Source organism: Flavobacterium sp., assembly GCF_041392085.1.
In the GTDB taxonomy this organism is placed as follows: domain Bacteria; phylum Bacteroidota; class Bacteroidia; order Flavobacteriales; family Flavobacteriaceae; genus Flavobacterium.
In genome coordinates this window covers 21,180-43,285 of the sequence record NZ_JAWKMW010000005.1, presented here as the reverse complement: position 1 = coordinate 43,285, position 22,106 = coordinate 21,180, and the positions used below count along the sequence as shown (strand labels likewise).

General features: G+C 32.9%; 20 protein-coding genes. 1 reads left to right on the top strand and 19 read right to left on the bottom strand.

Going from position 1 to position 22,106, the window contains the following annotated elements:
- Positions 1-18: 18 nt before the first annotated feature.
- From R2782_RS03195 to R2782_RS03105, 19 genes are all read right to left on the bottom strand, one after another.
- Positions 19-981: a T9SS type A sorting domain-containing protein gene (locus R2782_RS03195; RefSeq protein ID WP_371266631.1), complete on the bottom strand. Its 963-nt coding sequence runs from the start codon at positions 979-981 to the stop codon at positions 19-21.
- A gap of 4 nt (positions 982-985) precedes the next feature.
- Positions 986-1,822: a T9SS type A sorting domain-containing protein gene (locus R2782_RS03190; RefSeq protein ID WP_371266630.1), complete on the bottom strand. Its 837-nt coding sequence runs from the start codon at positions 1,820-1,822 to the stop codon at positions 986-988.
- Between the two features lie 30 nt (positions 1,823-1,852).
- Entirely contained in the window at positions 1,853-2,917 is a 1,065-nt protein-coding gene (locus R2782_RS03185) for a T9SS type A sorting domain-containing protein (protein ID WP_371266629.1), read from the bottom strand.
- An 85-nt stretch (positions 2,918-3,002) separates the two neighbouring features.
- Positions 3,003-7,595 carry a T9SS type A sorting domain-containing protein gene (locus R2782_RS03180; protein WP_371266628.1) on the bottom strand — a complete coding sequence of 1,531 codons (4,593 nt, stop codon included), beginning with the start codon at positions 7,593-7,595 and terminating at the stop codon, positions 3,003-3,005.
- Between the two features lie 192 nt (positions 7,596-7,787).
- The gene (gene atpG, locus R2782_RS03175) at positions 7,788-8,645 is read right to left on the bottom strand and encodes an ATP synthase F1 subunit gamma (protein WP_371266627.1); all 858 of its coding nucleotides are present in this window, start codon (positions 8,643-8,645) and stop codon (positions 7,788-7,790) included.
- Between the two features lie 72 nt (positions 8,646-8,717).
- On the bottom strand, positions 8,718-10,295 hold the full coding sequence (atpA, locus tag R2782_RS03170; RefSeq protein WP_371266626.1) for a F0F1 ATP synthase subunit alpha: 1,578 nt from the start codon (positions 10,293-10,295) through the stop codon (positions 8,718-8,720).
- A gap of 21 nt (positions 10,296-10,316) precedes the next feature.
- Positions 10,317-10,844 (bottom strand): ATP synthase F1 subunit delta, encoded by a 528-nt coding sequence (atpH, locus tag R2782_RS03165; protein ID WP_371266625.1) that lies wholly within the window; start codon positions 10,842-10,844, stop codon positions 10,317-10,319.
- Positions 10,845-10,849: 5 nt separating this feature from the next.
- The gene (locus R2782_RS03160) at positions 10,850-11,350 is read right to left on the bottom strand and encodes a F0F1 ATP synthase subunit B (RefSeq protein WP_371266624.1); all 501 of its coding nucleotides are present in this window, start codon (positions 11,348-11,350) and stop codon (positions 10,850-10,852) included.
- Between the two features lie 82 nt (positions 11,351-11,432).
- Positions 11,433-11,624 (bottom strand): ATP synthase F0 subunit C, encoded by a 192-nt coding sequence (gene atpE / locus R2782_RS03155; RefSeq protein ID WP_008255642.1) that lies wholly within the window; start codon positions 11,622-11,624, stop codon positions 11,433-11,435.
- A gap of 34 nt (positions 11,625-11,658) precedes the next feature.
- The gene (gene atpB / locus R2782_RS03150; RefSeq protein WP_371266623.1) at positions 11,659-12,807 is read right to left on the bottom strand and encodes a F0F1 ATP synthase subunit A; all 1,149 of its coding nucleotides are present in this window, start codon (positions 12,805-12,807) and stop codon (positions 11,659-11,661) included.
- Positions 12,808-12,923: 116 nt separating this feature from the next.
- Positions 12,924-13,319 carry a hypothetical protein gene (locus R2782_RS03145; RefSeq protein WP_371266622.1) on the bottom strand — a complete coding sequence of 132 codons (396 nt, stop codon included), beginning with the start codon at positions 13,317-13,319 and terminating at the stop codon, positions 12,924-12,926.
- Positions 13,320-13,321: 2 nt separating this feature from the next.
- The gene (locus tag R2782_RS03140; protein WP_371266621.1) at positions 13,322-13,549 is read right to left on the bottom strand and encodes an AtpZ/AtpI family protein; all 228 of its coding nucleotides are present in this window, start codon (positions 13,547-13,549) and stop codon (positions 13,322-13,324) included.
- Positions 13,518-13,925: a polymer-forming cytoskeletal protein gene (locus R2782_RS03135; RefSeq protein ID WP_371266620.1), complete on the bottom strand. Its 408-nt coding sequence runs from the start codon at positions 13,923-13,925 to the stop codon at positions 13,518-13,520. Before R2782_RS03135 ends, R2782_RS03140 begins: the two co-directional genes overlap by 32 nt.
- 2 nt (positions 13,926-13,927) lie before the next feature.
- Complete coding sequence (locus R2782_RS03130) at positions 13,928-16,786, bottom strand: tetratricopeptide repeat protein (RefSeq protein ID WP_371266619.1); 2,859 nt, start codon at positions 16,784-16,786, stop codon at positions 13,928-13,930.
- A gap of 148 nt (positions 16,787-16,934) precedes the next feature.
- Positions 16,935-17,630: an ABC transporter ATP-binding protein gene (locus tag R2782_RS03125; RefSeq protein WP_371266618.1), complete on the bottom strand. Its 696-nt coding sequence runs from the start codon at positions 17,628-17,630 to the stop codon at positions 16,935-16,937.
- Between the two features lie 41 nt (positions 17,631-17,671).
- Positions 17,672-19,144, bottom strand: coding sequence for a DUF5687 family protein (locus R2782_RS03120; protein WP_371266617.1), 1,473 nt, complete (start codon positions 19,142-19,144; stop codon positions 17,672-17,674).
- A gap of 75 nt (positions 19,145-19,219) precedes the next feature.
- Positions 19,220-19,924, bottom strand: a complete 705-nt coding sequence (locus tag R2782_RS03115; RefSeq protein ID WP_371266616.1) for a hypothetical protein — start codon at positions 19,922-19,924, stop codon at positions 19,220-19,222.
- Positions 19,915-20,547 carry a hypothetical protein gene (locus R2782_RS03110; RefSeq protein ID WP_371266615.1) on the bottom strand — a complete coding sequence of 211 codons (633 nt, stop codon included), beginning with the start codon at positions 20,545-20,547 and terminating at the stop codon, positions 19,915-19,917. Before R2782_RS03110 ends, R2782_RS03115 begins: the two co-directional genes overlap by 10 nt.
- A 1-nt stretch (position 20,548) precedes the next feature.
- Positions 20,549-20,884, bottom strand: a complete 336-nt coding sequence (locus tag R2782_RS03105; RefSeq protein WP_371266614.1) for a PadR family transcriptional regulator — start codon at positions 20,882-20,884, stop codon at positions 20,549-20,551.
- Positions 20,885-21,009: 125 nt separating this feature from the next.
- Here R2782_RS03105 and R2782_RS03100 point away from each other — a divergent pair, with 125 nt between their 5' ends.
- On the top strand, positions 21,010-22,062 hold the full coding sequence (locus R2782_RS03100) for a 2Fe-2S iron-sulfur cluster-binding protein (RefSeq protein WP_371266613.1): 1,053 nt from the start codon (positions 21,010-21,012) through the stop codon (positions 22,060-22,062).
- The last annotated feature ends 44 nt before the right edge of the window (positions 22,063-22,106 follow it).

Below are 22,106 nucleotides of genomic sequence, written 5' to 3'. Positions count from 1 at the left end.
ATTTGACTATCTATCCATTTACTTCTTCACAAACCTACCATAATACTCACCTTCCAAACCATCCACTTTTAAAAAATAAGCTCCGGCCTCCAGTTTTGAAACATCTATTTGGCTGGTCGTTGAAAAACTAAAATATACTTTTTGACCCAATGTATTAAAAACTGTAACCGATGAAATAATACTGTTTTCTAAATTGATGTTTAGAACATCGTTTACAGGGTTTGGGTAAATCGTAATTTTACTTTTTGTGAACTCTTGATTGCTTAAATTACAGTTACTGTTTACATTGATAGTTTGCGGACTACCACAATCCTCTAAAAAACTTTGAACGCTGGCTATCTCGCTTTCATCGGCACAAATGGTGGTTAGGTTGGGGTTGCCTGTTTTCCAGCAGTCATTAAAATTTACATCACTAAAATCTTGATTGATGCCGTTTTTAATGTTTAAAGTTGTTAAATTGTTGTTGCTACAATATAATTTTGTAAATAATGGATTACTACTAAAATCTAGTTCAGATAATAAATTATTATTACATACAACTTGGTTAATATTTGGTAACAAAGAAAAATTAATTTCTGTAATATTATTATGAGAAAAATTTACACCCACCAAATTAATTAAACCCGTTAAATCTAAATTTGATAAATTGTTGTTATTACATCTAAATTGAATTAAATTAGTCAAAGTTGATAAGTTTATACTTGTAATTTGATTCACATTTACAAATAAATATTGCAAATTAGTAAAATATTCAACACCTGTTAAATCACTAATATTTGAAGCCGCTACAAACAAGTAGTTAACCATCAACGCTTCACTAATTTCAATTTCTCCATTCGCATTGGTATCAATAATATTACCCGCGGCTGTTTGATTGGTAGTATTTGCTTGCAGCAACTTATTTTTAAAATTTTGGTCGGGAATATTTATTATTTGGGCATTTGAAATAACACAAATAAAAAATAAAAATATGCTTTTCATAACCTTAATTTTTAATTATTTTCTTATTAAACACAGTATCAATTAATATAACTTGAATTAAATAAGTGCCATTTGGAAAACGACTTAAATCAATTATTTCTTCATTAGTTTGTTGAAAGGAATTACTAAAAAGTACTTGCCCCAAAGAAGAAAACACCTTAATATTGCCTTTATCTATTGTGTTTTGAAAAGAAACTGTAAAAAAATCTTTTGAAGGATTAGGATATATAGACACTAAATTGTCATCTGCTTTTTCTTTTATATTTGTAGAGAAACCTCTGGCTGTGCTAATCACATTTATCCAACCATAAGTCGTTGAACAAGCATTCGGATAAATAAAATCACAAATTTCATACGTAAAGTTATAATATCCAGTAGGGATAATATTATTTATTGCGTTTACAGCTCCATTGTTTAAAATATTAAAATATCCAGCTAATTCAGTTTGATTAATATTGGATAGTGTGACATTATCATTCAAAACGGCACCCACAAAACTATTAGGTGCAGAAAACCCACAATCAACGGCATAGCCGTCATTTGTTAATATGTTGAAGCTGGTAGGGTCGTCATGGTTTGAGCCTAAAAAATTACCTTGAGTATCAAAATTAAAGGCATCGGCTATTGCTCGAACGGTGTTATGAATTGTAAAACTTACAAAAATATCATACACACAACCCGTTGTGCTGCCAATTGGGCAAAGTGTGTAGGTAAAAATATAATCACCGGGTAAAGCATTTGCAGGTACATTTACTGTGCCATCCGGATTAATCGAAAATCCTGCCGGAGCAGTAATGTTACTAAAAGTTACATTTTCTGAGGTGGCTTTTGTTTTTCTCATGTATAATAAATATAAGTAAAATAAAGCTTTTTATTTCACAACCACTAACTCCTCCGTCGTACTATTATTACCACTCACTTTAAGCAAATATGTACCTTTTGACAAATGACTAACATCAATCGTTTTTTCCGTCGTATTTAAAATAAAATCAACATAAAGCTCTTGCCCTATTAAAGAAAAAACTTGAACTTTCCTTACCTCAATACTATTTGGCAACGCGATAGTAAAAACACCTGATGAAGGATTAGGAAAAATCTTCACTTTATTATTTACAAAATCCTCACTACTCAAATTACAATCACTCGTTACATTGATGGTTTGCGGCGTACCACAACTATTCAGGAAATTTTGTACGGCAACCACTTCGCTTTCATCGGCACAAATGGTGGTTAGGTTGGGGTTGCCTGTTTTCCAACAGTCGTTGAATAGTGAAGTTGGACCAATGTCTTGCAGTGAATTATTTTTTATATTAATAGAAGTTAACATATTGTTTTTACAAACCAATTCTTCCAACAACGAATTAGTACTAAAATCCAATGAAGTAAATTGATTATCTGAAAGAAGAGCATATTTTAAACTTGTTAAACTTGAAAAATCCACACTGTTTAAAAAAGTGTTTTTAAAATTCATACTACGCAATAAATTTAAACCTGCTAAATCTATATTTTCTAAAGGACCTTCTCCTACCGCCAAAGTATCTAACAGGATATAAGGTGTACAATCAATGCTTGTTATATTTGAATTACCTATGGTTAAAGCTTGTAATTGATTAAGAGTAGGAAAATAAAAAGAAGAGATTGGATTAAACCTACAACTAAAAACTATTAAATTAGTAAAATATTCTAACCCGTCTAAATTTACTACATCCCCATATTCAACACTAAGCCTATATACCAACAATGCTTCACTTACTTCAATTTCTCCATTGTTGTTACTGTCAATTTTCATAGATTGATATTGAGCATTGAAAGCAATATTAACGCCTACATTAGCTTGCAATAACTTTGTCTTGAAATTAGCATCAGGAAAATTAATGATTTGTGACATCGAAAAATTAGTTGAAAAAATCAACAGAATAAATAATAGTTTTTTCATGACTTCATAATTTAAAGATTAATACCTAATACCTTTACTAATAAGAGGTAAAAAAACTTACGTTTTTGATGATAATATTCTATACTTACTGCTTTTTTATAATAGATTTAGTTACGATAGCATTTTCATTAATAATTCTCACGGTATAAAAGCTATCTGCAAATTCAGAAATATCTAAAGTATAAAAGTTATCATTTATATTTTTTTCATGTAACACTTCCTGACCTAAAACATTAAAAACTTTTATGGAGGCATTAGCTTTTACTGTTCCAAAATCAACAATATAAATTCCATTGGATGGATTTGGATAAATACTTATGTTTTTAATAACTTCTGTTTCTTTAATTTGATTTTGAGTTCTTGCGACAGCATCTATAACATAAATTAAAACATTTGTTCTACTGCAAACCGTAGGATATTGATAATCACAAATAGAATATTCTAATGAATAATAACCAGATAATAAACCAATGTTAGAAAAACAAGTTATTACACCAGTTGCCTCATTCAAAATAAAATGATTACCCGTTGGAAATTCATAAACCACATTTGAAATAGTTGTGATAGTTAAATTTATTTCTGGAGGTAAAAAACTATTCGGAGCCAGAAGAGCACAATTCTCTGAATACCCATCGTTACTAATAACATTAAAATCTAGGGGGTCATTGTGACTAGAGTTAATGAAAACACCAAATTTATCAAAATAAAAAATTTCAGGTTCAGCTCTAACGGTAGGATAAATTGTAAAACTTACTATAATATCATACACACAACCCGTTGTACTTCCTATTGGGCAAAGTGTGTAGGTAAAAATATAATCACCGGGTAAAGCATTTGCAGGTACATTTACTGTGCCATCCGGATTAATGGAAAAGCCTGCCGGTGCAGTAATATTACTAAAAGTCACATTTTCTGAAGTGGCACGAATTTCGCCATAGGCAACATCGCTTAAAAAGGATTGTTCTGTAATATAAGCATCAGGTTTATAGCATACATCAACAATAAACCTTTCTTTTGCAGATAGTTCTACGTAAAAAATATTAAGTGTTATTTTTTTACTTTCACTATGCAAACATGTATTTTCTAATATATACTCAAAGGAGTACAACCCAGGGGGTAAATCTGGTGGTATATTTAAAGTACCATCATTATTTACTGTAATATTGTGACTAAACCCAATTAATTGAATCGTAAGCCCTAAAAAATTAGATGTAATTAGATTACCGTTAAACAAATCATTATTTAAAATACTTGGAGATAAATGGGGTTCCGGCATATAAGGTAAATTGAAATTATCTTCGGTAGCTATTAGTTCACCTTCAGTAATCACAGTAACTGTTATTGTTACTGGATCAATACAGATGTCATCTGCAAAAAAAGTATAATCCCCTGTTTCAACATTATTAATAATGGCTGGTAGCCAAACACCAGTTAAATTATTATCAGAGATATCAGGTAGTCTTGGAGGGATTGAACCTTTGCAAATAGTTGTTGGGAAACTAAACTCTGGGATTGTGTAGCGATCTATAATATTAACAATTATACTTGACGATGATGAACAAGAGTCAGAAAGCGTGTATGTTAAAGTTATTGTGCCCGTATTAAAAGTTGTAAGTTCACCTGTTACAGGATTAATTGTTGCAATCGAAATATCTGAACTTGACCACAAGCCGCCAAGAATACTGGAGTTGTATGTAGGATTTTCTCCAATACAAACATTTAATCTTCCCTCTAAATTTATTTCAGGATTAATTATTTCTATGTTCATTTGGGCAAGAGTTGCACATTGACCATTATCTGGTGTAAAAATATATTGAGTTGAAAAATCAGTGTTTATCTCTGGCGACCAAGTACCTGTAAAACCATTATTAGAGACAGTTGGTAAGATAAATGTAGCACCTGCACAAACAGGGGCTAAACTCGTAAAAATAGGTGTAACAGCATTAGTATTGGTAACTTCCACAGTGAGTGTTGTGGGAATTGCACACGAATTTGCATTTGGTGTAAACGTATAAGTTGTGGTGGACTGATTGTTAAAATCAGGGCTCCAAGTTCCCGCGAAACCATTATTTGATACAGAAGGTAAAGTATAGGCTGCACCTATACAAATTGGGTCAATTGGTGAGAAAAGCGGAATAATTTCGGCTCCTGTTACTAAAATATTTCTAATTAATTCAATCGTGCAACCCGAACTATTTTGATAATGATAGGTAATTGCTATAGTTCCTACTCCAGCTAAAGCGGGATTAAAAGAATAAGTTCCTGGTGTTGATACAGAATTTGAAACACCTGGTCCCGAAAAATAACCATCTAGAGGCGTTCCGCCTAAAAAAGCATGTAAATCCTCAATAATGGCAGAAGTACATGTGACTGACTCCGGAAGAATAAACTTAGCACCATTTGTTGGAATTAAAGAGATATTATCTATAAAGTTATAGGAATGAATATAATTATCAATAATTTCATTCTGCTCAATAAAAGCACAACCATTTGAAGGAGAAGTAATAATAGGATTTGTCGAAAATTGGACATTATTAATTCCTCCTAAATATAAATATTGTTCACCTCCACTAGTAGTTGTAAAGTTAAAAACGACAGTATCCCACTGATTATCAATAGAATTAGTTGTAAAAGTTGCATTTTCTAGAAAAATACCATTACTGATGTCATGATTATTTGGAAATGCTCTTGGAATATAATCTGAACTTAGAAAAGCTTGCACTTTAATTGGATTGGTACTTGTCATTTCTGATAGTGAAATATTGAAACTTAACTGATAGTCTGTATCAGGCTCCAAAGGAAAAGATAATTTTGAAGTAATTGTTTCATATACATTTAGTTCACTTGAATTTATATGTTTTAGAGCATAAAATCCGGCATGACCATTACTTGAAAAACTTGTCGGGTTTTGATTTCCTGTAGAACTACAAGGGATCGAAGGACTTCCTGTTTGAATTGGTGAATCAATGTGAAAATAATCCGGGCCGGAAATACTATCTTCCCACCAACCACAAGCAAAATTTAAATTTGACCAGTTATTAGGTATAGATGAATTTTGTTCAAAATCACCGTTCAAAATTAAATCACATGGATTTGGTAAAGGAACACAGCTTGATAATTCTTCTGGATAATTTGGTATTACATAGACATAAATATATGTTATATTTCCTTTTTGTGCACCGTAAGTTGGTACATAACGTAGTAAATGCAACCCAACACTTGTACTATTAAATTCTATAATTGTAGAAGCATTTCCTGACGTTACTGATAAAGTGGAATTGCCAGTAATATCTTCTAAACCCTCAAATCCCGTTGCGTTTTGATCGTTTTGCAAAATATTATAGATATTAATATTTGGAACCATACTAGTATAACCTAAAAAGGTGTATGTGACAAAATCATTTGCACCAAAAGTAATTCCATCATTAATTCCTGCAACTATTATCCCATCACATGTTGAGCCTCCATAATCGTAAAAAGTATCAACCCCATTAATTATTGTACCACTTACTCCATAGGTTGTATTCACAGTATAGCCTAAATCGCATAAAGCATTTCTCTCTTCAGGCTTTAAAAAACGTTTAGTTACACCATTTCCGTTGGCATTACTCATTACAAAATAACTATCATTACCATAAGCATTACTGCAAATGGGATAGAGTTCGTCTTCAAAATGGCTTAAACTACTTCCGCTCTCGAAACAAGTTGGCGTATAAACAGGAACAGTAAAAACCGCTCCAAAATATTTAACTGCATTGTTGCAAACAGTAGTATTTACAGTACTTCCTGTATTGACATTTCCGCTTATAGTGCAATTTGGGTGTAAAATAGTACTAGATAATGAAGTTGAATTGAAAGAATTGTTATATAAATTTATAGTTGAATTTGTAGAAAGTAAAGGAACATTTGTATTGCTTTTTAAAAACAAATCATATCGGGAAAAATAATTAAAATCGCCGGAAAATTTTGAACTTCCATCAACATCAATTAAACTATTAAAACCTAATGCGTGAGTTATTTCATGGAGCACTACGGTATAGAGATCTTTTTCTGTTGTACTTGCAAATACAGAAGTGTCTAAATTCCAATTAATTGATGTATCAAAGTTAAATGCCATATAACCATGGAAAAATATTCCGGAAGAGTTTGAACCATTACCAATAGTAATTATAGGATTCACAACATTTGTGTATGAATCTATTCCGTTATGAATTGTCTTCCAAATTTCATTGTCCGTTATCCCTCCAGTAGTAGCACTTGCAGGTAAATTATAAAAACCACTAGCTAAACCTAATGTTTGTGGTGAAACGTTTGATATATTAGCTATATTTCTAACCCAAATATTTACTTTTGTGGTTGAAGTTGGTTGTAATGCAGAAGACGATGTTGTTAAAAAAGCGGATAAATCCTCAAAGACATTACAAATAACTTGTCGCCTTAAATTATGTTCATTAATTGAATTATCTTCACAACCACTTCCTTCTTCAAAATACAAATTAAAAATGGAATTGTTTGAACAGGATAATAAAGTTACTCTACTTTGTGCATTACTTTGAGTATTTATTAAAATATCATTAAAAGTATATTGATTTCCGCTTTTATCAAAAATATTATCCATCACACCACCTGGTGTAAAATGGTTTGGTTGTTGTACTTGTGCATGAATTAAATAATTCATTAAAAAGAAAGTAAATACAAATAATTTAACAAACTTTAATTTTTGAGTGTTCGAGAGTAGAACTAATTTCATATACTTAGAAATAAGTGAATTAGCATTTCAAATCTAACGAAAAAATGTTTAACTTTTACATTTAATAAAAAAAGAGCCAAACTAATGTTTGACTCTTTTTAATATAAAGATATGTTTTATTTATCCTTTCAACGCTTCAGCACCACCAACAATCTCAAGGATTTCATTCGTAATCGCTGCTTGACGAGCTTTGTTGTAGGTTAATTTCAATTGATTTCTCAATTCGGTTGCGTTATCCGTTGCTTTGTGCATGGCGGTCATACGAGCTCCGTGTTCGGAAGCAAATGAATCGCGAATGGCTTTGTATAATTGTGTTTTTAATGATTTTGGAATCAACGTTAACACAATTTCTTCTTTGGATGGTTCAAAAATATAATCGGAGCTTGCAGTAGCCGCACCAACCACAGGAGCTAACGGTAAAAATTGTTCTGTTTGAACGATTTGTGTTGCTGCATTTTTGAATTGGTTATATACAATTTCGATTTTATCGTAATCGCCTGAAATGAACTTTTCGGTTAATAATTCAGAAATGGCAGCTACATTCTCAAAAGTCAATGCATCAAAAACGTCACTTTTGTTAGCAATAACCGAATAAGTTTTACCTAAGACATCATTCCCTTTTTTACCAATGGCTAAGACATCCACTTTTTTACCGGCATAAGAATCGGCTAACAACTTTACTTGTTTATTAACATTCGAATTAAAAGCACCGCATAAACCTCTATTAGAAGTAATAGCCACAATTAAAACCTTTTTTACTTCACGTTGTGCTGTAAATTCTCCACCAACTTCACCTTCCATCGAAGCACTTAAACTTTGCAGAATTTCGGTTAATTTTTCGGCATAAGGTCGCATCGCTGTAATGGCGTCTTGGGCCTTTTTTAGCTTTGCGGCAGAAACCATTTTCATCGCCGATGTAATTTGCATCGTTGACTGAACGGAACTAATTCTATTACGGATTTCCTTTAAATTTGCCATTTTTTTAGTATTAAGATTTAAGTAGTAAGTATCAAGACGTCTTAATTCTTGATACTTACTACTTAATACTTTTTAGTTATATTTCGCTGAAACTTCTTTCGCTGCACGGTCTAACACATCGGTAATTTCGTCTGTGAATTTCCCTGCTTTTAGAGCGTTTAATGTATCTCTGTGTTTGTTATTCAAATATTCTAAGAAATCTCTTTCGAATTCTTTTACTTTATTCACAGGAACATTTCTCAACAAGTTTTTAGAACCGGCATAGATAATTGCAACCTGATCTTCAACTGTATAAGGGTCGTTTACGGCTTGTTTCAAGATTTCAACGTTTCTTCTTCCTTTTTCAATTACGTTTAAGGTAACGGCATCTAAATCTGAACCAAATTTAGCAAACGCTTCCAATTCACGGAATTGAGCTTGGTCAAGCTTCAACGTACCGGATACTTTTTTCATTGATTTAATCTGAGCGTTACCACCTACACGTGATACCGAAATACCTACGTTAATTGCCGGACGAACCCCAGAGTTAAACAAATCACCATCCAAGAAAATCTGACCATCAGTAATTGAAATTACGTTAGTTGGAATATACGCCGAAACGTCACCCGCTTGTGTTTCAATGATAGGTAAAGCAGTTAATGAACCTCCACCTCTTACGATTGGACGTAAAGAGTCCGGTAAGTCGTTCATGTTTTTCGCAATATCATCATCGGCAATTACTTTTGCTGCTCTTTCTAATAATCTTGAGTGAAGGTAGAAAACGTCTCCCGGGTAAGCCTCACGTCCCGGTGGTCTTCTTAATAAAAGAGAAACCTCACGGTAAGCCACCGCTTGTTTAGACAAATCATCATAGATAATTAAAGCCGGACGACCTGTATCACGGAAATATTCTCCGATAGCTGCACCGGCAAATGGTGCATATACTTGCATTGGTGCAGGGTCTGAAGCATTTGCGGCCACGATAACCGTGTAAGCCATTGCTCCTTTGTCTTCTAATGTTTTAGCAATTCCGGCTACTGTTGAGGCTTTTTGTCCCACAGCAACATAAATACAAAACACCGGTTGACCCGCATCATAAAATTCTTTTTGATTTAAAATGGTATCGATACAAACGGTTGTTTTACCTGTTTGACGGTCACCAATCACCAACTCACGTTGACCTCTTCCTACCGGAATCATCGCATCAATTGACTTGATTCCTGTTTGAAGTGGTTCGTTAACCGGCTGACGGAAAACTACTCCCGGAGCTTTTCTTTCCAAGGGCATTTCATAAAGATCGCCACCGATTGGTCCTTTACCATCGATTGGGTTTCCTAATGTGTCTACTACACGACCCACCATTTCTTCACCTACTTTCAGAGAAGCGATACGTTGTGTTCTTTTTACAGTAGAACCTTCTTTAATACCTGTTGAAGGACCTAACAATACTACCCCAACATTGTCTTCTTCCAAGTTTAATACGATTGCTTCCAATCCGTTGTCGAATTGTACTAACTCTCCGTACTGAGCATTTGATAAGCCGTATACACGAGCAATACCATCACCTACTTGAAGTACTGTTCCTACTTCCTCTAACGATGCACCTGATTCGAAATCAGATAATTGTTTTTTTAATATTGCTGAAATTTCAGCAGGTTTAATTTCCGCCATTGTTATATCTTTATTGGAATATTAATTACTAAATTCTCTCTTTAATTGTTGCAGTCTGCTGGAAACAGATGCATTGTATTGTTGATCGCCAATTCTCAAAATAAACCCTCCAATGATGGATGGATCTACTGTATTGATTAACGTGATTTTCTTGTTTGAAAACTCTTTTATTTTAGCCAACACTTTCGTTTCTAACTCCGCCGTAATTGGGAAAGCCGTAGTTACATGAGCTTCTTCAATTCCGTTTAGCACATCGTGTTGTACTTTATATTGCTGAGCAATTTCACCCAAAAGTTCAAAACGCTTGTTTTCCTTAAGTAACAAAAACAACCCTTTAGTATCCGGTTGAACTGAAGCAAACACCTCGTTAATGGTGTCAAATTTTGCTTGAGGTTTTACTACCGGACTACTTAAAAACGCTTTCAACTCCTCGTTTGAGCTAACCGTCTGGTTGATTAAAATCATATCCTGACTAATTGTTTCAACCTTTCCGTTGGCAACAGCATTTTCTATAATTGCTTTGGCATATCTAATCGCAGCTCTTGACATACAGGCTAATTTAATTTTGCATCACCTAACATTTTTTCAACCAATTTTGATTGAGCTTCAGTGTTAGACAATTCACTTTTTAATACTTTCTCTGCAATTTCTAATGACAAGGTAGAAACTTGATTTTTCAATTCTGCCATGGCAGCATTTTTTTCACTTTCGATAGCGGCTTTCGCTTGAGCAATCATTTTTTCGCCTTGTGCTTGTGCTTCTGATTTCGCATCATTAATCATTTTTTCTTTGATTTCACGTGCTTCTTTCATCATGGCATCACGTTCTGCTCTTGCTTCGGCGGCTAATTTTTCGTTTGACGATTGAAGGTTTAACATTTCTTTCTTAGCATTTTCGGCTGAAAGTAATGCGTTTTTGATACCTTCTTCTCTTTCGTTAACGGCATCTAAAATTGGTTTCCAAGCGAACTTTTTCAAAAGAAAAATTAAGCCCACAAAGATGACAAGCATCCAAACAAATAAACCAAGTGAAAACTGTTCTATTAACTTCTCCATTTATATCAATAATTTAGAAAATTTTAATTTTTTTAAAAACAACAGTTATAACCAACCGTTATAACTGTTGTTTGTTTTTTAATTAAGCAGCGAATAACGCAGCGAAACCAATACCTTCAATAAGAGCTGCTGCAATAAGCATAGCTGTTTGAATTTTTCCAGAAGCTTCTGGTTGACGAGCAATAGCATCCATTGCTGAACCACCAATTTTACCAATACCTAAACCAGCACCGATAACGATTAATCCTGCTCCTACAATTGTTGGAATTTGCATAATGTATATATTAATTAATTAAACATTCAATTTATTAATGATGAGCATCCTCATGATGGTGCTCTTCATTGGCTGCTCCAAAATAAAGAGCCGATAACATGGTGAAAATATAAGCTTGCAACGCTGCAACCAAAATTTCCAACAAGGATAAAGCAAAAGCTAAGAAGAAAGATAAACTACTTCCTAACCAGTTTTTGAAAATAAACATCAAACCAATGATGCTCATTAATACAACGTGGCCTGCAACAATGTTTGCATACAAACGTATCATTAATGAAAAAGGTTTAATGATTGTTCCCAATAATTCGATTGGAGCTAAAACAATTTTCATTAAACTTGGAACTCCCGGCATCCAGAAAATATGTCCCCAATAATTTTTATTAGCTGTAAATGTTGTGATTAAATACGTTAAGATAGCAAGTCCTGCAGTTATTGCAATGTTACCGGTAACGTTTACCCCAAGAGGTGTTAATCCGAACATATTTAAAAACCACACAAAGAAAAAGATGGTTAACAAATAACTCATGTATTTTTTATAATTTTTGTGTCCGATATTAGGAATGGCAATATCATCTCTAATGTATAAAATGATAGGCTCAAAAAAGCGTCCTGCTCCTTTTGCAATTCCACCATTTTTAGCATATGATTTTGCTAAGCCGGAAAATAATAAAAACATTAAAACAGAAACCACCAGCATCATAAAAACATTTTTGGTGATGGATAAATCTAACGTTGGTTTTGTGTTGGTAACATGGTGCTTATCATCATAACTAACAGTTCCTTCTGCATCTGTTTTGTAAATTTTTCCGTGGTATAATTTATAATAGTTACCGTTGCTTTCTGCCACAGACTCTCCATGATGAAATTTAGAAGAAGAAAAAATTTGAATACCATTATCAATTAAAATAACCGGAAGTGGGAAACCAATGTGGTGTGCTACTTTAGTGTCGTCTTCCCAAGAAAACAGATGAAAATCATAAGAGTCTAATAAGTGGTGAGCTATATATTCTTTTATTTCCGTCTTTAAATCTTTAGACTCTACGTTATGATGTTCTTCTATTTCAGCATGAGCAACTTCTTTGTGAACAGCAGTAGAATCCGGATTATTTGCTGAGGATAGTAGCGGTAAAACCGACACTAGTAAGGCAACTATAAAATGAAGTGGTTTTTTTGAAATCACCATATTGATTAAACTTAACTATTAGGGTTTCTAAAATTTGGTGCAAAGGTACATTTTTTCTTTATTCTGCAAGTGTATTAAATTATTTTTTTTGACTAATATGCACCATAACCGATTGATTATTGTTTTTTGTTTAATAATCGAATCGTAATTAGGGTCTCAATTGCTAAAAAAAGAATGAAAATAAAAAAGAAATTAGCTTTTTCAAGTGTGTTTTCGGTTGTAGAATTTAAAATAGGTCGCACAATAAAATAAGACATAGCTAACTTTACACTGGTAATAACTAAAAATGTCATTCCTACATTGTCGAAATTTTTTTTAGAAACCTGAATTAATACGAAAAGAATAATTTTTGAAAAGATAAAATAGATAAGGTATAACTCCGGTATACTCAGGTAGAAGTTTTGTGATGCAACTTTTAAATCAGGTAATTGAAAAAGGAGTAAATGAATAATAAAAACCGGAATGGTATATTTTAATAGTCCGAAAAAAAACCAAAGTTTTTTAAAATTCATTTTTATTCTTCTTTATTGAGTTGATTAACCTGTCGAATAACATTATAAAGGGCTAAAAAAACACCAATCATTGTGAAAATTTTCACGTTTGGACTATTAAGATTGCCATAATATTCATCTAACCATTTTCCGAAAAAAGCGAAAAGAAAAATCACTAGTCCCATTTGAATAGGAATGTTGATTAATTGCAACCATTTGTTAAGCGGTTTTTTCTTCGGTTCCGGATTCATGTTGAGTTAGTAACGTTTTTACGTTGGGTTTCATCACACAAGTCGCACTGAATTCTGCTCCGGGTTCTACGGCCAATTTACCACAAATTACTTCACCGTGAATAACGGCTTTTGATTTTAAGCTAAGGATCTCGGATACTTGTATTTTCCCTTCAAATTTGCCTTCAACATCAGCATTTTTACAGACAATATCTCCTTTTACTATTCCGCTTGGACCAATAACAATTTTTCCATTGGAATGAAAGTTTCCGATAAGCTGCCCATCTAGTCTAAAATCTGTAGTTGTTGTGATGTCTCCTTTAATAACGGTTCCTTCAACAATTCTATTGGTTTTTCCCAGCAAGTCGGTATATGATTTTGCGTCTTTTTTAAACATAATTATCCTTTTTTAAGGTTTCCTCCTTCCGAAGGTGGCATTATCGCAGATCTTGATTCCTGTTCATTGTTTCGAGTGTTTTTAGAATTAGTTCTGCTTTTTGGTGCTGTCTGCGGGTCATTTCCTGATGGTGGTTGCATAGTACCTTTACTTTGAGTTGGAGGTAATATGGGGTTTTGAGCAGGAATAATAATTTGCGGACGTTCTTGTTGTTCTTGGATACGTTTGGGTTTTGGCGTATAAGGTGGTGGAACAACACGTAGATTAGGGTCTAAATATTCTTCTAGGTTCTTTTTCATTTGAACTATTTTATAGTTCTCAGACGAAATGATGATTGCTTCTTCAGAAATTTTATACTCTTTGAATTCTTTCAGAATTGAAACAACGCCTTTAGCATAATCTTCATCCCGTAAACCATGAATTACAAAAAAATTCTTATCCATAGTGTATAAATCTATGGAAGTGGTTAATTGAGATTGGTTTCTTTCTTTAATGAATTTTGTGATTTTTTCTATCAGTGTTTTTACTTTTTTATCATCTAAATTGTCTGCATGATAAAGTACTTTAAAACTTGTTGGTTCTACTTGATCAAAATATAAACTTTCTAAGTAGGGGATATTATCATATAATAATGCTTCAGCATCTTTTCCTTCGTTGGAATTCGGATAAGTTAACGCCACATAATTTAATCCTTTTTTATAGGCAGCCAATCCTTCTATTTTGGCAGTAATTTTTGATTTGAGTAATTCCAATTTAGGCATGATTTCATCACCTGTGAATTTTTCAATGGCAAAAACTGTATTAGTAACAACCTCTCTATATTCACCTTTTTCATAAGATTTATAGAGGTTTTTATAGACTATTTCAGGGTCATCAATTAAATTTTCTGCAGAAGTACCGGCTTTTGAAAGGATTTGAGCATATCGAGAATCGGGAAATTGTGTGATGATTTTATCTTTCATTGCCAAAGCCTTGGAAGGATCGGTAATTTCATATATTTTAAACAAATTATACATTGTTGGTAGAATCAAACGCTCTTCCGGATTTCTTCGCAATAAAATTTCTAAACGGTCGGATGCCAATTGGTACTCTTTGAATTTTTCTTTATATATCACGCCCAATTGATAATACGCGAAGTTCCTCTCTTTGGCAATGCTGTCTAACTCGGTTTTAGACGTTGGTAATTGAGCAATATAAAAATCAGGAGAATACTTAGGATCAGTCTCTTTTGAGGCCGTTGCCAACTCTTCCGTTAATTCTTGGTTTTCCTCTTCTTTAGATTTTGAAAAGGAGTTGGAAGACAATCGCCAATTTCCACCGGAATCTCTTTTGCCCCATTTTTTAACAAACTCTTTTTTCCCAAAATCGACAGTAACTTGATTGTAAAAATAAAATTTAGAATTGTTTGCGGAACCTCCACCTGAATAGGATGTTAGAGTAGAATTGCTAATACTATTTCGGTTACTTATTGAAAGGTCTTTTGCGTTTTGATTAGCAGCAGCAGCTATTTCTGCTCTATCTGCTTGGTCTTTTGCCAGCTTTTCAGCTTCTTCTTCTTTCTTTTTTAATTTGACAATATAATCTTCAAAAAAAGCTATTTTATCACCATTAGCGAGTGATGCAACATTTAAAATACTGTCGTTTCGCTGTGCAATTCCCTCATATTTAATCACATCGTCTAAGTTGTCTCGTTTCTTTTTAAAAGTGTTAAATTCTCGTGTGCGAGGTTTTAACAAGGCCAAAGTACTGTCATAATAATGTCCAGCAGTAGCGTATTTTGCTTTGTAAAAGTAAATTTCTCCTAAATTTCTGTAATTCGAAGCCAATAAATAATTGTCTAACGACTGAGCCTTAAGCGATTTGTTATAGTTTTTGATGGCATTGTCAGGCTGTTTCAACCGTTCGTAAACCAATGCCTTTTGATGATAAAGGATATCTAGATACGGACGATTTTCGCGATCTTCTAACAGTTTAGTAAATCTTTCAAAAAGAGCAATTGTATCCTTTTTTATGTCGTATTGTTGAATTTGTTTAGCGTGAGCTTGAATAGTGTACCGTTTCGGAGATTTTCTTTTCATATCAATTACCGATTGATAGTAAACAAATGCACTGTCTTTTTCTTCGATTGATTCGAATAATTGTCCTAAAATAAATTTGTATCGAGCTTCTTCTTCATCAATTTTTGTGAATTTAGAGGCTAATCTTAAACGGGAAATAGCACTGTCTTTCTGCTCTAAGTTAATAAAAGCTTGGGCTAGCGTTGCGTTGGCATCAGCGAAAACCTGATCTTTAAATTTAATTTCACGTAATAATTTAGAAAGATTATTTACGGCCAAGGCATCGTTTTCTAAGCGAACATTTGTTTTCTCACGCCAAATTTTTGCTTCATAAATTTTATCGCTGGCCGGACTCTTGTATAAAATGTAATTAAATGCTTCTAAAGCAGGGATGAAACGTTGGTCGTAATACCTTGATTTTCCAAGTAATAAGTGAGCCTCATCCATTTGAGGGTTTTTTTCGCTTCCGCCAATCAACATAGAACGTTTTTGAATGGCTTTGGTCGCTTTTTCCTCTGCTTTTTCAAAATTGGCATTTTTAACTTTTTGCCCGGGTAAGAATACTTCTTCATCTTCCGTTTGCATACGCTCAATGGGAAGTATCTCCCAAAAATTATCTTGGTAGGTATCTCGTACTTCATTCAAACCGGCTTGTAGAGCCAATTCGCCATTAAACAAAACGTTATATTCGGTATTAACAGCGTGAAAATTTCGGTTAATAAACTTGTCCTTTTTGGTTGAACACGCTATTAAAAAAGAAACAACAACAAAAAAAATAAAGTATTTAAAAGTAATGAATTTCAAAATAAAAAATGTTTTAATGCATAACTAAAAACCTATACTTTTAGTATATAGCAAGGGTAAAAATACATTTCTTTTTGAAATTGAGAAAACTATTGCTGCTTTTTTATGTAGAAACCTTATTTCCTGCTTTTTAAGAAATAAGAAGTCTTTAAGCAGCAAAAAAAGCTTCTAGTTCTTTTAACGTCTCAGAAGAAGGTATCAAGTCTAACACGACTTCTCCTTTTTGAAGAGCAACAATCCGATTAGAAACCTCAACAGTATGTTGCAAATCATGACTGGAGACCAAAATGGTAACAGTTGGGTCTTCTGCTAATTCTTTGATGATTTTTTTTAAACGAATTTGTGTGGTTGGGTCTAAATTAGCAAACGGTTCGTCTAATATAATCACTTCCGGTTCGCCAATCAAAGCAGCTACAATACCTACTTTTTTAGAATTTCCTTTAGAAAGATCACGTAAATATTTTTTGTTATTCAAAATTTCACCATTGAAAAAATCTTCATACTTTAACAAAAAACTATCCACATCGGCTTTGTTCCATCCGCGAAGCTCACCGATAAAATAGAAATATTCTTCAGGTGTTAAATACCCAATTAGAAAGCTGTCGTCAATGAATGCTGAAGTAAAGGGTTTCCACTTTTCGCTGGTATTGATTTGAATAGAATTGCTAGTAATCATTCCGGTTGAAGGCTGGATCAAATCCAACAATAAACTGAAAAAAGTGGTTTTTCCGGCACCATTATTTCCAACTAAACCAAAACTTTGTCCTTTCGGAATTTCTAATTCATTTATTTTTAAAACGGTTGTTCCGTTATACGTTTTACTAAGATTATTAACTTGTATCATGATTTTAAGATTGTGAGTGATTGGTAAATGGTGTCTCGTTTTTAGTTTTTCTGTTTGTATGCGGCAATGGTCTCGTATTTCTGTGTTTTATAAATAGTTTCAATCCAATTGAATACGCGTGATTTAAAAGCAAAACCTAGAACTCCGGCTAATGCAATAAAAGCAAGTCCGGTTATTTCGTCAAACATTAAAATACCTAAATAATAAAGACCTAAAGGCAGAATGATTTGAGGAATAACAAGTAATAAAGTTTTGAGGTTAAACGCTTTCTTGTCACCGAATGCATTTTTATTACTCATTAAATCGATGGGAGTTTTTGTGAAAGCTCCTGCAAGCAAAACGATGTAAGCATTTATTCCAATGTTATACACCGCCGTTACCAAAACAAGTAAATATGCTTTCCAACCAAAATAAAGATAGAAACAAGCAAATACTGCAGCTATTAATGTTACAATTACCATTAGCCACCATTTTGAACTCAAATATTCACGGTATTGAATATTTTGACTCATCATTAAATTGTAGTACGAGCTGTCCCAACTCGGTACAAATTGACCGAAACTGAACATAAATCCGCCGGTAACGAAAATTCCCCCAAAGACTTGCCAAACAGGGCCATCATATACTTCAATTGCTCCTGACCCGAAAAGAAGCCCGTAGAAAAGAAATAGGACACTCATCATAATTACCGATTTGGCTCTTTTATTTCGGGTAATTAAACGAATATCATTTTTAAGAAATGTTCCTAAGGTCCCAAATTGGTCTAGCCATTCAAAATTTTGAGTTTTGGCAATCTCGTGTTGAGTGGATAGTCCGGCATCGAGGTATAAATTATTTTTGAAAAACCGGTGCACAATTTTATAGAGTATGACTAATGCTGCAATTGGGATGATGACCATCCAAATGTAATCGTACATTCCTTTAAAAAAAATAACGGTGTAATCGGTGGCGTCAAATAAATTAAAATACTGTAAGGAGCCTAAAGTAACGGAAAGGGTTACAACGGTATAAAAAACGATGTCTTTTTTATCGATTAATATATTTAAAAAATTAATTATCAGAACAATAGCTAACATTCCTAAAGTCCATGTCAATACTCCTATTACATTAAACCCTTCCACCACCAAAACAACTGCAAGCGGAATAAAAAAGAACAAGTGCATAATATTAAAAAAAGACAAAACGGTTTTACCTAAGGTGTAATTAACGATAGTATCTTTTTTGATATTGATATACAACAACGGTCGGATGTTCATGACTGGTGTTTTTTGAAGAAAAAAGCGGAAAATTAAATCGAAAACGAAATAGTATAAGATGAACTTGTTTATCAAATAAAAAGGTTCTTTTTTCAGTACTTCTTGAATAAAATAATATGAGCCGCCACCCAAAAATAAAAACATGACGGTAAAATATAACGCCCCAAACACCATTAGAATTTTAATGGCTAAATTTGTCTGAAACGAAGCAGCTCTAAAAAAATATTTCCATTCGAGTGAGAGAAAACGTTTTATCATCGATTGATTGGTTTATGGGTTGTGTATATGTTAGGTTGTATAATTGGACTGTAATTTTTTTGATTTGTTACATGTTCAGCTTAAAAAAGTATATTCAGGATACGTTTGGTTTAAGTATTCTTCGGCTTTGGATGGGATGATTTTTGTAACAATATAGGTTCCAATGAAAACCGAAACAAGAAAAAAGCTTATCCCGAAAAGCACAAAATCGTTTGGCGTTCCGTTTCCTTGATTAGAAAAAAGATTCATCATGTGAATGGGAAAAGTAAAGACACCTGAAAAAGAACCGTAGCCATAGATAATTTCTTCGAACATCCATTTTTTTCCGGTTTGATTTTTACGTTTTTTCATCCTTTTCTTTTCATATAATAATGCAATTACAAGAAAAAGAAACCAAAGCAACATACCAAACGCCATCAGTTCGTAGAAAAAAACATATTTAAAAAAATAAAATAAGGCAATAATTAATGAAATGGTGACTATTATTTTTGGAATTGAAAAAAAAGATTTAAAGTGTTTCCATATCAATAAATTATATTTTTTTTGTAAAGCAGCTTGTCTTTGTTCTACTACATTCATAAATCCAAAAACACCAAATTTTTTGAATTCTTTTTGCAAGGCTTCTTCAAACGGAAGCTTTGGGTTTTCTATCCATTGTTGCTCAATAGCATTGGAAAGATGATCGACCAATTCGGTTTGCAAATCATAATGTTCTACAAAATGTTCACGGGTAAAGCGGTAGAGACGGTCTATTTGTTCTTGGTTAACTTTTAGTTCCATATATGCTTATTGTTATAATATTTTTTGATGCGATTAAAATAAAAAAATAGAAAAGCTATCGAGAAAAAAAGTATTGATGTATCTGTCCAGAAAATAAAATTATAATCTTCTACTTGGTATGGTATTGAAAAAAATATAAAAACATAATATATAATTGTCAGTACAAAAAAAGACTGCTCAATGGCATAAAATCGTTTTTTCTTTATAAAATTAAAATAGACTAAATGAATAATTACAAAGTAAAACATTGATAAAAGCCAATAATGATGAAATTCATAAATAAATGGTTCTATATCAATTGTTGTTTGAAAAAAACATATTCCCAAGTAGAAGAATAATGCAAATAAAATCAAATAGGGCTTCAATAAAAACAAACCAAAATTTTTAATAGGTTCAAAAGATTTGAATCCGCTCCCGGAAAACTTTTTTAAAAGCTCTTTTTTATTTGAAATCATATAACTTTTAAAAGCATCATAGAAATCAATGCTTTCAAGTTTCATTTTTTCTTCAACTGCAGAAGCGATATGATCGGTGAGTTCCATCCGAATATCATCATAAATAATTTCGCTTTTTTTGAGATAATTATCAATGAATTTGAGATTTTGTGTAGTTAATGTTTTCATCTTAATAACTCAATTTCGGATTAACAATGTTTTGCATATTCTTAATAAATTCTTCCAGTTCAGCCAATCGATTTACTGTTTCTTTGTTGCCTTTTTCGGTAAGTTTATAGTATTTACGTAAGCGGTTATCTACTTTTTCTACTTCTACTTCCAACAAACCTTCGGCTTCCAATTTATGCAAAGCGGGATACAAAGCCCCTTCTGTAATGTTTAATTCGCCTTGTGTGATAGCTTTTACTTTTTGCGTAATTTCATACCCATACATTCGTCCTTTTTCTTCTAAAAGCTTCATTATAATGGTATTAAGACTTCCTTTGTATAATGCTGAGTTTTTCATCTGATGTGAATTTGAAACACAAATATACATAAGTTTCTTATACATAAAAATCTTAGGTATATTTTTTTAAAAAATATGCTGTTTATAAAAACTGTGGTTTACTACCTTTGTAAAAAATAAAATTCATGTCTACTTTCTATAAACTAGCAGTCAAAGAAATTACTCGCGAAACACCCGAGGCGGTTTCAGTTTTGTTTAACGTACCCTCAGAATTGAAGGATAACTATCAATTTACCGCCGGGCAATATATCAATCTCAAACTTACACTAGACGGAAACGAAATTCGTCGTGCTTATTCCATTTGTTCTACACCGGAAAGTGGTGAATTGCGAATTGCGATTAAAGCCGTAAAAAACGGTTATTTCTCCAAATTTGCCAACGAACAATTAACGGCTGGAAAAGTTTTAGAAGTAGGAACTCCCGAAGGAAAATTTACGTTTGAACCCGCTGCGTCTCGACAAAAAAATTATGCTGCTTTTGTAGCCGGAAGCGGAATCACACCGGTAATGTCAATTTTGCAAACGGTTTTAGAAAAAGAACCTAAAAGTACGTTTGTATTGGTTTACGGTAATAAATCAACTAATGATACCATTTTCTACAACCAATTACACGATTTACAATTAAAATATGTCGGTCGATTTTTTGTGCATTATGTTTTTAGTCAGCAAAAAACGGAAGAGCAATTGTTTGGTAGAATTGAAAAATCAGTTGTAAATTTTGTGTTGAAAAACAAGCACAAAGAAAAAGAATTTGACAAATATTACCTATGCGGTCCGGAAGAGATGATTAACACCGTAAGTAACGTTTTGAAAGAAAACAACGTCAAAGAAAAAGATATAAAATTCGAATTGTTTTCAACCACTACCCCCGAAAATGATGTGCAAAAATCGCTTGAAGGTCATACAAAAATTACTGTTTTGGTGGATGGTGACGAAACTTCATTTGAAATGTCGCAAAAGCAAACCTTATTGGAAGCCGTTTTAAAACAAGGTTTAGACGCTCCTTATTCTTGCCAAGGCGGAATTTGCAGTAGCTGTATTGCCCGAATATCAAAAGGAACTGCCGAAATGAAGAAAAACACGATTTTAACTGATGGTGAAATTGCCGAAGGTTTAATTCTAACATGTCAAGCTCATCCAACTTCGGGTGAGATTTTCGTGGATTATGATGATGTTTAAATTGGTTATCAGTTGTTGGTTGTAGGTTTCTTTGATTGCGTATA